The organism is Allobosea sp. 117 (assembly GCF_000702305.1).
Taxonomy (GTDB): Bacteria; Pseudomonadota; Alphaproteobacteria; order Rhizobiales; family Xanthobacteraceae; genus Ancylobacter.
In genome coordinates, this window is record NZ_JNLC01000005.1 from 35,704 (window position 1) to 48,047 (window position 12,344).

The following is a 12,344-nucleotide window of genomic DNA, read 5'->3' on the forward strand; positions in this document are numbered from 1 at the left end:
TCGGTACGGCATGCCGGTCCGAGGCCCATGAAGCAAGGAGTGCACGCTTTGACTCGGCGCTCATCGTCGGATCGGCCAGAACCTCTCCCGGCGACCGCGGTTCGCCCCATGGGACACCAGGCGGAAGAACCCCGGCGCCTGCATTCACTTCGTGCAACATCTCCAATCCTCCACAGCCCCCGTCTCCCGCCGAAGTGTCGGGAGACGGGACACAGCCTTTTCTTGCGGGAAAGATCAGGCCGCCTTGGCCTGCTCGATCTGCTTGACGTTGCTCTCGGCCGGCTGGCCTGCGGAAACGATCTCGATGCGGCGCGGCTTCAGCCGTTCCGGCACCTCGCGCGCGAGTTCGACCGACAGCAGGCCGTCCTGAAGCGTCGCTCCGGACACCTTCACATAGTCGGCGAGATTGAAGGTCTGCGTGAAATCGCGGAAGGCGATGCCCTTGTGCAGCATCTGGCGGTCGTTTGCGTCCGCGGTCTTCCTGCCCGTGACGACCAGCTTATTGGCCTGCTGCGTGAGCTCGACCTCGTCGGGACGGAAGCCGGCAACGGCCATGGTGATCCGGTAGGCGTTCTCGCCGGTCTTCTCGATATTGTAGGGCGGCCAGTCCGGACGCGGCGCCGCAGCAGCATCGATGAGATCGAACAGCCGGTCGAAGCCGACGGTGGAACGATAAAGGGGAGCAAAGTCGAAGGTTCTCATAGCCACATCCTCCACTGAGCAACATGGGCACAAGCCGCTCACGCCTGCCGGCGCGAGCTCTTCTGACCGGTCCTTTCAGGCCCCGGCGACAAGCGATCTGGGGAGCGAAAAAATCTCGTTCAAGAGGGACCCTGAAAATTTCTCGGCCATCTCTCGCCAGTCACCCCGATTCGATATTCGCTATTGTTTTCAGCTCATTGGCACTCACGATCGCCGACTGACAAAAATTTTCGCGTACCCTCTTGAACGAGAAACGCAGCCTTCCTAGCTCGATGTCCGCTCGTGCGCCCAGGCGCCGAGTTCATGACATCGCTGCCCTGCACCAGGAGGATCTGCATGCATTTCCGCCCGCTGCACGACCGTGTCGTCGTGCGCCGCATCGAGGCCCTCGAGAAGACGGCCGGCGGCATCATCATTCCCGACACCGCCAAGGAAAAGCCCCAGGAGGGCGAGGTCGTCGCCGCCGGGCCCGGTGCGCGCGACGAGGCTGGCAAGCTGGTGCCGCTCGACCTGAAGGCCGGCGACCGCGTGCTGTTCGGCAAGTGGTCCGGCACCGAGGTGAAGATCGACGGCGAGGACCTGCTCATCATGAAGGAGAGCGACATTCTCGGCGTGATCGAACGGAGCGAGACGGCCAGGAAGGCCGCCTGACCAAGCATCCCTTTTAAATCGTGAGCCATCGCAATCCAGGAAGGAGGACAGGATCATGGCTGCCAAGGAAGTGAAGTTCTCGTCCGAGGCGCGCGAGAAGATGCTGCGCGGCGTGGACACGCTTGCCAATGCGGTGAAGGTGACGCTCGGCCCGAAGGGCAGGAACGTCGTCATCGAGAAGAGCTTTGGCGCTCCCCGCATCACCAAGGACGGCGTCACCGTCGCCAAGGAGATCGAGCTCGAGGACAAGTTCGAGAACATGGGCGCGCAGATGGTGCGCGAGGTGGCCTCGAAGACCAACGATCTCGCGGGCGATGGCACCACCACCGCCACCGTTCTCGCCCAGGCCATCGTCAAGGAAGGCTCCAAGGCGGTTGCCGCCGGCATGAACCCGATGGACCTCAAGCGCGGCATCGACCTCGCGGTAGACGCGGTCGTGGCGGATCTCAAGACCCGTGCCCGCAAGGTGACGCGCAATGACGAGATCGCCCAGGTCGGCACCATCTCCGCCAATGGCGACACCGAGATCGGCCGTTTCCTCGCCGAGGCGATGCAGAAGGTCGGCAATGAAGGCGTGATCACCGTCGAGGAAGCCAAGACCGCCGCCACCGAGCTCGAGGTGGTCGAAGGCATGCAGTTCGACCGCGGCTATGTCTCGCCTTATTTCGTGACGAACACCGAGAAGATGCGGGTCGAGCTCGAGGATCCGTACATCCTGATCCATGAGAAGAAGCTGTCCGGTTTGCAGGCCATGCTGCCGCTCCTGGAATCGGTGGTGCAGACCTCCAGGCCGCTGCTGATCATCGCCGAGGACGTGGAGGGCGAGGCCCTGGCCACCCTCGTGGTGAACAAGCTGCGCGGCGGCCTCAAGGTCGCGGCGGTGAAGGCGCCCGGCTTCGGCGATCGCCGCAAGGCCATGCTCGAGGACATCGCCATCCTCACCGCAGGCCAGGTGATCTCCGAGGACCTCGGCATCAAGTTGGAGAACGTCACTCTCGCCCAGCTCGGCCGCGCCAAGAAGGTGGTGATCGAGAAGGAGAACACTACCATCGTCGACGGTGCCGGCTCCAAGAAGGACATCACCGACCGCGTCGCGCAGATCAAGGCGCAGATCGAGGAGACCACCTCGGACTACGACCGTGAGAAGCTGCAGGAGCGCCTGGCCAAGCTCGCCGGCGGCGTCGCGGTGATCCGCGTCGGCGGCGCGACCGAGGTCGAGGTGAAGGAGAAGAAGGATCGCGTCGACGACGCGCTGCACGCCACCCGCGCGGCCGTCGAGGAAGGCATCCTGCCGGGCGGCGGCGTCGCGCTGCTGCGGGCGCTGAAGGCGATCGATTCCGTACAGCCGGCCAATGAAGACCAGAAGGCCGGCGTCGCCATCGTCCGGCGCGCCATTCAGACGCCGGCGCGGCAGATCGCCACCAATGCCGGCGAGGATGGCTCGGTGATCGTCGGCAAGCTGCTGGAGAAGGACGACTACAACTGGGGCTACAACGCCGCGACCGGCACCTACCAGGACCTCGTCGCCAATGGCGTGATCGACCCGGCGAAGGTCGTGCGCACCGCGCTCCAGGATGCCGCCTCGGTCGCCTCCCTGCTGATCACCACCGAGGCTCTGGTCGCCGAGAAGCCGAAGAAGGAAGCGGCCCCCGCCGTTCCCGCCGGCGCGGGCATGGACTTCTGACAAGTCGGGGCCCGGAACCGCCCCGGGCCCCTGTCTCGCGCCGGCACGCGCTCGCCTCGAACAAGGAGGGTGCGCTTCCATCAACCGAGATGCGCCGGGCGCCGGGCCGCGCCGAGCATCTCGACGATATCGCCAATCGGGGAGGTCTGCTCGGCACGGCCGCTATCGCTCGGGTTCGTTGCGGCGGGCGCCGGATGGACCGGATCACGTCGATCACGGCAGCGGCCTCCATGACGAGGAAGGCGGCCACGCCCCACTTGGGTGGCCACCGGACTTCTCCGACGCGCGCTCATTGTCAACGCTTTGCTCAAACGAGGAGGTTTTGCCGATGAAGATCGCCCAGATCGCCCCGCTCGCGGAATGCTGCCCGCCACGGCTCTATGGCGGCACCGAGCGCATCGTGTCCTATCTCACCGAGGAACTGGTCCGGCAGGGCCATGAGGTGACGCTGTTTGCCAGCGGCGATTCCAAGACTGCGGCCGAATTGGTGCCCTGCTGCGACATGGCGCTCAGGCTCAATCCGCAGGTCAGGGACCCGCTGCCCTATCACATGATGATGCTGGAGCAGGTGCGCCGCCGCGCCGACGAGTTCGACGTGCTGCACTTCCATGTCGACTTCCTGCACTATCCGCTCGCCAGCGCCTTTGCCGACCGCATGGTGACGACGCTGCACGGCCGTCTCGACCTGCCCGACCTCAGGCCCTTCTACTCCGCCTTCCCGCACTATCCGCTCGTCTCCATCTCGGACGATCAGCGCCGCCCCATGCCGCCGGTGCATTGGGCCGGGACCGTGCACCATGGCCTGCCCAAGGATGTCCTGCCCTTCACCGCGAACCCGCAAGGCAACTATCTCGCCTTCCTCGGCCGCATCTCGCCCGAGAAGCGCCCCGACCGCGCCATCGAGATCGCCGCCCGCGCCGGCATGACGCTCAAGATCGCCGCCAAGGTGGACAAGGCCGACCAGGCCTATTGGGACGAGGCGATCGCGCCCATGGTGGCGCGGCATTCCAATGTCGAGTTCATCGGCGAGATCAACGAGCAGCAGAAGGCAGACTTCCTCGGTAATGCCCGCGCGCTGCTCTTTCCGATCGATTGGCCGGAGCCGTTCGGGCTCGTCATGATCGAGGCCATGGCCTGCGGCACGCCGGTGATCGCCTTCCGCAACGGCTCGGTGCCGGAGGTGATCGACGATGGCGTCTCCGGCTTCATCGTGAGCGACCTCGGCGAGGCGGTGGCGGCGGTGCGCTCGGTGGACCTGCTCGACCGTGCCGAGGTGCGCGCCACCTTCGAGGAGCGCTTCACCGCCGAGCGGATGGCGCTCGACTATCTCGCCATTTATCGTGATCTTCCCGGCTTGCGCCGTGCCGCGATGCGCATTCCCGCCGTGGCAAATGGCACCGGCAACGGACTGGTCGATGGAATCGAACTACGGGCCGTCGCCTGAGTGGGAGGAGCTGCATGCACGGCACGACCAGTGCGGAAGCGGTCGCTCATGCGCCAGCGCCGACCCGGCCGGGCACGCCGCTGGCGCAGTTCTTCATCCCGGCCGCCGCCTCGCTGCAGGAGCGGCGGCCGCGCACGCTCAAGCACGGCGATACCTTCGCCGTGTTCGATCATAATGGCGATGCGCTGTCCGGACCGGGCAGCCCGGAGGGCCTCTATCATCGCGACACGCGCTATCTCTCACATCTCTACCTGACCATCGCCGGGCAGCGGCCGATGCTGCTGTCCTCGACGCTGCGCGACGACAACGCGACGCTGACCTGCGATCTCACCAACCCCGACCTGTTCGATGCCGAGGGCCGGCTGGTGCTGGAGCACGACCTCCTTCATCTGCGCCGTTCGCGTTTCCTGTGGAACGGCACCTGCCATGAGCGGATCGCCATCCGCAACTTCGACGACCGGTCCCGGCAGGTGAGGATCGACATCGCCTTCGCCGCCGATTTCGCCGACTTGTTCGAGGTGCGCGGCACGCAGCGGGCCCGGCGCGGTACGTTGCAAAGGCCGGAGATGACGGCCCACCAAGTGAAGCTCGCCTATCTCGGCCTTGATGGACGGCGACGGCAGACCACGCTGCGCTTCGACCCGGCACCGCAGGAACTGACGGCGGACCATGCCGGCTTCGTCTTCGACCTCGCCCCGCGCGAGGTACGGACCATGGTCCTGGAGATCGCCTGCGATGGCGCCAGCGAGAGGCCGGTGCGTCCTGCCTTCCTTCGTGCGCTGCGGGATGCGCGCCGTGCGTTGCGCTCCTCCGCCTCGCGGGCGACGGCGATCATCACCTCGAACGACATCTTCAACGAGGCGGTGCGCCGCTCGGTCTCCGACCTCTACATGCTGGTAACCGACACGGCGGAGGGACCCTATCCTTATGCCGGCATCCCGTGGTTCAGCACAGTGTTCGGGCGCGACGCGCTGATCACCGCGCTGGAGACGCTGTGGCTCGACCCGTCCATAGCGCGCGGCGTGCTCCAGCATCTCGCCGCCAACCAGGCGACGGGGTTCGACCCGGAGGCGGACGCCGAGCCCGGCAAGATCCTGCACGAGGTACGCCATGGCGAGATGGCTGAGCTGAGGGAGGTGCCGTTCCGCCGCTATTACGGCAGCGTCGATTCCACTCCGCTCTTCGTCATGCTGGCCGGTGCCTATCTGGAGCGCACCGGCGATCTCGTCACGCTGCGCCGGCTCTGGCCGAACATCGAGGCGGCGCTGGGCTGGATCGAGAACCATGGCGATCGCGACGGCGACGGCTTCGTCGAATATGGCCGGCAGACCCAAGAGGGGCTGATCAATCAGGGCTGGAAGGACAGCCATGATTCCGTCTTCCATGCCGACGGCACATTGGCGCGGGGCCCCATCGCCCTCGCCGAGGTGCAGGCCTATGCCTATGGCGCCTGGCGGGCCGCCGCGTACGTCGCCCGCGCCTTGGGGCACCCTGAACGCGCCGCCAGGTTTGACCGATGTGCCGAGGCGCTCCGCGCCGACTTCGATGCGGCCTTCTTCGATGCAGCGCTCGGCACCTATGTGCTGGCGCTCGACGGCGAGAAGCGGCCGTGCCGTGTCAGGAGCTCCAATGCCGGCCACGCATTGCTCACCGGCATCGCCCTGCCGGATCGGGCAGCTTGCGTGGCCAGCACGCTGATGGGACCGACGCTGTTCTGCGGCTGGGGGGTGCGCACCATCGCCAGCAGTGAAGCGCGCTACAATCCGATGAGCTACCATAACGGCTCGGTCTGGCCGCATGATAATGCGCTGATCGCCGCCGGCCTCGCCCGCTACGGCTTCAAGCGCGAGGCGGCGCGGATCTTCGAGGGCCTCTTCGCCGCCTCGACCTATATCGACCTGCGCCGCCTGCCAGAGCTGTTTTGCGGCTTTGCCCGCCAGCAGACCCGCGGGCCGACATTCTATCCGGTCGCCTGCATGCCGCAGGCCTGGGCGGCGGCGGCACCGTGCTACATGCTGCAGGCCTGCCTCGGGCTCGGCTTCGACCCGGAGCGGCTGCACGTCACCTTCGACGAGCCCACGCTGCCGGATTTCTTGAGCGAGGTCACATTGCGCAATCTCAGGCTCGATGGCGGGGCGGCCGACGTCGCGCTGCGCCGCTCCGGCGCCAAGGTGGTGGTCGACGTGCTCGACCGGCGTGGACCCTTGCGGGTGATCACGACGAGCTGAGCCGGGCCAGGCGGGCCCCCCACTCACTCCTCGCCATCTTCGTCCAGCTCCTCGAGAAGCGCGACGAGCTCGGCGACGCGCGACGACGGGTGTTGCCGGCCTTCATCGATCGGCGCCTCGTCGGCCTGGCGCTAGGCCCGGGCCTGCGCCAGTTCCTCGCGCGTGGCTCCGGTCATGAGGATGTCGGCAATGATGCTCTCATCGACCGGGCCGCGCATGGCGACGATGTCACTGGCGTTCATGACGTCCTCCCTGTTGAAACATCTTCGATGAGATAGGCCGGCGAAGGCAGAGTTCTATGCCGGCATGAGCGGGACGCTCCTCAGGAGCTGATCCTCACGCTGACATTGCGAGGACCGTCGCTGCGCCGCACGCTCAATGTTACGCTCGTGCCGGCGGGCGTCAGGCCGATGCGGTTGCGCAGGCTGGCGGCGCTGTGAACCGGGCGGCCGTCGACAGCTGTCACGACATCGCCCGCCGCGAGGCCGGCTCTTTGAGCGGGCGAGCCCGGCTCGACACCGGCGATCACCGCGCCACGGACCTCACCCAGCCCAAGCGCCTCGGCGACGTCCGACGTGACATCCTGAACGGCGATACCGACCCGACCGCGATGGACCCTGCCGTCGTGCGCCAGCTGGTTCATCACCGCCAGGGCCATGTTGCTCGGCACGGCGAAGCCGATGCCGACATTGCCTCCCGCCGGGCTCAGTATGGCGGTGTTGATGCCGATCAGCCGCCCGTCCAGTGTCACCAGAGCGCCGCCGGAATTGCCGGGATTGATCGAGGCATCGGTCTGTATGAAGTCCTCATAGCCGTCATTGCTGATGCCGGTGCGACCGAGCGCGCTGACGATGCCGGAGGTCACCGTCTGGCCGAGGCCGAAGGGATTGCCGATGGCGACGACATAGTCACCGACCTTCAGCCGGTCGGAATCGCCGATGGGCAGTGCGACGAGGTTGGTCGCCTGAACCTTGAGGAGCGCGATGTCGGTCGCCTTGTCGGAGCCGATGAGACGGGCACTCAGTCGGCGCCCGTCCTTCAGCGTGACGACGATCTCGCTTGCGCCTGCGACAACGTGATGGTTCGTCAGCACATGGCCGCGCGCGGCATCGATGATGACCCCCGAGCCGGCGCTCAGCCGCGGCTCCTCCTGCGGCATGTCCGGCAGATCGAAGAAGCGGCGGAAATAGGGATCGTTATAGAGCGGGTTCGATGACCCGGGGGCGCGCGAGATCACCGAGATGTTCACCACCGCCGGCGTCACCCGATCGAGCACTGGCGCCAGCGTTGGAACACCGCCGGCGATGCCCGCGATCGCCGGTTGGCCGAGGGCAGGTGACGCGATCCCGGCCACCAGCGCCAGCGCCACCAGAAGGGTGGTGATCATCCTTTTCTTCCGTGTAGGAACCGTGAGCATGCCTGGCCCCCGTATTAGGTTGCTTTCCTTCTGTCGGAGCGAATGAAAGTCCGGCCCGGCAGGGCGCCGGGCCGGCTCACGATCAGGCGGTCGAGTATGGCCGCCCGGTGGTGAACCACAGGCGGGCGGCCGCCACGGCCGCGACGACAAGGCCGGCGATCACATGGGCGGTGACGGCGACGGACAGCGCCGAGAAGCCGAGAGCCCAAGGCGCGACGATGGCCCACAGGCCGAGCGCCGCGTTCGCCCATTCTTCAGCCTGGTGGAAGGCGAACAGGGCGGCCACGGCGATCAGCGTCACGGCGGCGCCGACGATCCAGGCATTCCACGCTGCGGCGGTCTCGGTGGTGAAACCGAGATACCAGGGCGCCAGGGCAAGGCCGAGGCCGGCGATGATGGTGACGACGTCGAAGGCCTTCGGCGTGTCTACGGACAGTGACTTCAGCATGATTGATCCTCCTCATCTGTTCGGTTGCGGCTGATGGTGTGGCGTCTGCCGGCTGGGATGACGCGATCGCGCGCGCCGTACCGCCGCTCCGGCCGGCTGAAATGCCCAAGGTCGAGAAGAGGAGCCCGGCTGGCAGGTCGGACTCCGTGCGAGGGAGGGATGCGCTCCTGGCATCGCGCCGCCGACTGGACGACACAGTCGAGACCCTGCCGCTCCGCGTAGCGGATCGCGGCGTCGAGCGTGGGAAAGTCGAGCTCGATCTGGGCGAGCGTGTCGCTGCCTGCCGTCCAGCCCATTAGCGGCTCGATGACGGGCGCGCCGCGCCGCTCGAAGACGAGGCGCCAACTCTTGCAGCGCGCGCGGCCCGCCGTCATCACGCAGCGCGACGGCCTGAAGATGCGGGCGACCGCATCCTCCGGGAAGACGGAGCGCCCCATCGCCAGCGGACCGCGTGCGTCATTGGCGGGCCAGTTCTCTGGTCGATGGATTATAGGGTTGGACGGTGTTTCTCTGACGGTCTCCAGCATCTCATCCCTCCCTCATCGGCGAAGGAGGCGACCGGCAGCGCGCTATAGGGTCGCTGCCGGTCAGCGATGGTCTCAGTGCTTGATGGCGATGCGCTTCACCTGCGACTGCGCCTTCGCGCTCTTGGGCAGCACGATGCTCAGCACGCCGTTCCTGAAGCGGGCATCGATCTTGTCCTCCTCGACCTCGACGCCGAGCGGGATGCGCCGCTCGAAGCGGCCATAGAAGCGTTCGGAGAACTGCTTCTCCTTGTCCTGCGTCTCCGAGCGCTTCTCGCCCCTCAACGTCAGCACGCCGTTATCGAGCAGCACCTCGACGTCCTTCTCCTCGAGACCAGGGACCTCGGCCGTCACCTTGATCTCCTTCTCGGTCTCGGCGATCTCGACGCTCGGCCAGCCGACATTGAAGGTCGGCAGCGCGCCGAAGGCCGGCAGGCCGCGGTCGAAGGAGCGGAAGACGTCGTCGAACAGCCGGTTCACCTCGCGGTGCAACGAGAGAAACGGGCTACGCTCATCGTCGCGGAAGACAGTGGGGACCGAACTGCCATTGTCGCGGCCCCACGGGATCAGGTCACGTACACTCATGATTTTTTTCCTTTCCGTTCGCGTGCAAAAGCTTCCTGTGGCGCCGGGCGGGTGCGCCCGGCGTCTGACGTGATGCGTCGTGGGAAGCGCTTCAAGCCGCCCGCTTCTCGGCCTCGATCTGCCTCACCTCACCCTGGGGACGCGCGGCGTCGGTCGCGATGGCGATGCGACGCGGCTTCATTTCCTCGGGGATTTCGCGCTTCAGCTCGATGGTGAGCAGGCCGTTGACGAGGCTTGCGCCGGTGACCTTCACATGGTCCGCGAGTTCGAAGCGGCGCTCGAAGGCCCGGCCGGCGATGCCGCGATGGAGATACTGGCCATCATCGCCCTCAACGCCGGACTTCTGACCCATCACCACCAGCAGGTTCTGCTCCTGGGTGAGGGTGAAGTCGCCTTCCGTGAAGCCCGCCACCGCCATGGTGATGCGGTAGTCGTCTTCGCCGGATTTGACGATGTCATAGGGCGGCCAGTTGTCGATCGTCGCGACACGGCTCGCGGTCTCGAGCGCGTTCAGCATGCGGTCGAAGCCGATGCTCGACCGGAACAGGGGAGCAAAGTCGAGAGTGGTTCTCATAGCCACATCCTCCTCTTGAGCAACATGGGTACAAGATGGTCCGATCGCCGGACGCCGAGTGGCGCCCGCGCGACCCGCCGGCCCCAAGGGGCGCCGGCAGCAAGCGATTTAGGAAGAGGTTAAGCCAGTGCAAGAGGGGTGAAGCTGTAACAAGCGGCACTTTCCGGACGTCAGTTCACTTCCTTCACCTTGCCCGACCGGCTGAAGCGGAGCGGCCCCGGGATGTCGATGGACGGCCCAGCGCGCTGCCCGACAACATCTTCATCGAACACGCGCGGCGATCCCTGAAGCATGAGTGTGTCTATTTGCATGCCTGAGACGCCGGCTCGCAGGCCAAGGGGCATCTGACGATAGATCATCTTCCACAGTCAACGGCGGTCCACGCTCGCCCATGTCGGACAGCCGCCCGCCATGGTTTACTCCAACGCCATCGAAACCGTTCAGCCAGCACAGAGAGTAGCTTAATTCCGCTGGATATCTGTCCAAAGATTGGGGAGTCGCTCAACCCCATAGCCTCCAGATCAGCCTTCGGTGCAGACGATATCCGATTGGTGCAAATCCCGGTCGCGCGTAATGCTTCTGGAAGCGACCACATCGCCACAGGCGGCGCAGCGCATCTCGACATGGAGCTTGGCTCCGCAAGAATGGGGCCGTTAGCCGACGGTCTGCTTTTCGGGCGCAGAATCAGACAGCAGAATTACGTTTGCGTTCGAGACAGAAAGTAGGCTCGAATCTCGGCCGGTGCGCCACTTCCGTAAAAACTGGTCACCGCGGCCACAGCCGCGCCGCTCATCACCAGACGCTCCAAAACATCGCGCCGGGCGTGCCGTTCGGTTCGTGCAGCCGGCGCTTCCATTCCATATCGGCAAGATAGCGTTCGCGGTTGATAAACGGCACTGTCGTGAGGCGCGTCAGCGGCGCGCAGATCATCGCGGCGCTGTGTGAAGCCAAAGGCGTTCCTGCCGCCCCTGCGTGGAACCGGATGAAGAAGGCCGAGCTGGCGGCGCTGGCTGCCCGCGAGGGGCAAGGTACGCGGCTGGCTGCCGGACGTGCTGCGTGTGCGGTGAGCGACCTTGAAAACGCGACTTGAGCTGCAACGGGCCGCGGCATCCCGGCGCGGTCCGTTCCCTGATCGGAGTCCGGCAAGGCGGCAGGAAAGCTGTACGGGTTCTCGCGGGACGCTTCGATCGTCCGGCGAAGCCGCTAACAATCCACAGCTTGTCCCGGTCGGCGAAAGGTTGGCGCATCCGAAACTCATGAAATCATGATATTACGACTACATGAGTACGCAAGACAGGATCGCTTCTGCTGTTATGGCAAAGGACCAAACCCGGGGGCAAGGACGGGCGAAGGCGGCTCCCATGGAATCGCCGCAGAAGGACGTGCCGCTCCAGGTCATGGTCCCTACGCCGGTCCGCCGCCAGCTCGCTCTTCTCTGCGCCGAGCGGGGCGAATCGATGAGGACGATCGTCCTGCGGGGCTTGCGGACCCTTGGCGTTGAAATCGACGAGGCAGAACTCGTCGATCGACGCGGAAGGCGCCGGGGATAGCGTTATGGCCCGCAGCGATCTTCTCATAAGCCTCGTGAAGGCCGGTGTCACGGGCGATAACCGGACCCTGCGGCGGACCGTCGAAGCGATTGTCGCCGAAGAGCGGGCCAAGCAACACAATGTGTTGGCGGACCGCCTGGAAAAAGTTGTGGAGATGCCACCTGTGAACGGTATGGCCAACGTCCCGCGCCTCCCCGTCGAGCCCAATGGCCGCGGCGCGCGGGAATTCATCATGGAAATTTCGCCGCGGCGCCGTCTGGACGAGCTTGTGCTGCCCGATCTTACGAAGCTGGCGGCATCACAACTGATCGAAGAGCAGCAGCGCGCCTCACTGCTGCGCTCCCACTCGCTTGAGCCGCGCCATCGCGTGCTTTTGGTGGGCCCACCGGGGAACGGTAAGACCACGCTGGCGGAAGCCATCGCTGAAAGCCTCGCCGTGCCGTTTTTCGTGGTGCGCTATGAGGCGATGATCGGCAGCTTTCTCGGGGAGACCGCCGCGCGGCTTCGGCGGGTTTTTGACTATGCACGGACGACGCC

12 protein-coding genes and 1 pseudogene are annotated in these 12,344 nt (G+C 65.8%); 5 read left to right on the forward strand and 8 right to left on the reverse strand.

Annotation, left to right across the window (positions count from 1 at the left end; genetic code table 11):
- Positions 1-234: 234 nt before the first annotated feature.
- Positions 235-702, reverse strand: a complete 468-nt coding sequence (locus U742_RS0101810) for an Hsp20 family protein (protein ID WP_029349468.1) — start codon at positions 700-702, stop codon at positions 235-237.
- Positions 703-1,038: 336 nt separating this feature from the next.
- On the opposite strand from U742_RS0101810, the gene groES reads away from it, so the two are divergent.
- The 4 genes from groES (at position 1,039) to U742_RS0101830 (ending at position 6,709) form a co-directional block, all read left to right on the forward strand.
- A complete protein-coding gene (gene groES, locus U742_RS0101815; protein ID WP_029349471.1) occupies positions 1,039-1,353 on the forward strand; it encodes a co-chaperone GroES in 315 nt (104 codons plus the stop codon).
- 55 nt (positions 1,354-1,408) lie between these two features.
- Positions 1,409-3,037 carry a chaperonin GroEL gene (gene groL / locus U742_RS0101820; protein ID WP_029349472.1) on the forward strand — a complete coding sequence of 543 codons (1,629 nt, stop codon included), beginning with the start codon at positions 1,409-1,411 and terminating at the stop codon, positions 3,035-3,037.
- A 328-nt stretch (positions 3,038-3,365) separates the two neighbouring features.
- Positions 3,366-4,481 (forward strand): glycosyltransferase family 4 protein, encoded by a 1,116-nt coding sequence (locus U742_RS0101825; RefSeq protein WP_029349474.1) that lies wholly within the window; start codon positions 3,366-3,368, stop codon positions 4,479-4,481.
- 14 nt (positions 4,482-4,495) lie between these two features.
- Positions 4,496-6,709 (forward strand): amylo-alpha-1,6-glucosidase, encoded by a 2,214-nt coding sequence (locus U742_RS0101830; RefSeq protein ID WP_029349476.1) that lies wholly within the window; start codon positions 4,496-4,498, stop codon positions 6,707-6,709.
- Positions 6,710-7,031: 322 nt separating this feature from the next.
- On the opposite strand, the gene U742_RS0101840 is transcribed toward U742_RS0101830, so the two are convergent.
- The 7 genes and pseudogenes from U742_RS0101840 to U742_RS23075 all read right to left on the reverse strand — a co-directional run bounded on the left by U742_RS0101840 (position 7,032) and on the right by U742_RS23075 (position 11,208).
- Complete coding sequence (locus tag U742_RS0101840; RefSeq protein ID WP_029349478.1) at positions 7,032-8,096, reverse strand: Do family serine endopeptidase; 1,065 nt, start codon at positions 8,094-8,096, stop codon at positions 7,032-7,034.
- Positions 8,097-8,208: 112 nt separating this feature from the next.
- On the reverse strand, positions 8,209-8,574 hold the full coding sequence (locus U742_RS0101845) for an SPW repeat protein (RefSeq protein WP_029349480.1): 366 nt from the start codon (positions 8,572-8,574) through the stop codon (positions 8,209-8,211).
- Positions 8,575-8,759: 185 nt separating this feature from the next.
- Positions 8,760-9,011, reverse strand: a pseudogene (locus U742_RS23490) (NADH dehydrogenase ubiquinone Fe-S protein 4); the annotation flags it as partial.
- A gap of 162 nt (positions 9,012-9,173) precedes the next feature.
- Positions 9,174-9,683, reverse strand: coding sequence for an Hsp20/alpha crystallin family protein (locus U742_RS0101855; RefSeq protein WP_029349483.1), 510 nt, complete (start codon positions 9,681-9,683; stop codon positions 9,174-9,176).
- 91 nt (positions 9,684-9,774) lie between these two features.
- Positions 9,775-10,257 (reverse strand): Hsp20 family protein, encoded by a 483-nt coding sequence (locus U742_RS0101860; protein ID WP_029349486.1) that lies wholly within the window; start codon positions 10,255-10,257, stop codon positions 9,775-9,777.
- Positions 10,258-10,427: 170 nt separating this feature from the next.
- Entirely contained in the window at positions 10,428-10,616 is a 189-nt protein-coding gene (locus tag U742_RS23070) for a hypothetical protein (protein WP_156034104.1), read from the reverse strand.
- 433 nt (positions 10,617-11,049) lie between these two features.
- Entirely contained in the window at positions 11,050-11,208 is a 159-nt protein-coding gene (locus U742_RS23075; protein WP_156034105.1) for a hypothetical protein, read from the reverse strand.
- Between the two features lie 603 nt (positions 11,209-11,811).
- Here U742_RS23075 and U742_RS23495 point away from each other — a divergent pair.
- The coding region (locus U742_RS23495) for an ATP-binding protein (protein ID WP_029349490.1) at positions 11,812-12,344 on the forward strand (533 nt) is incomplete at its 3' end.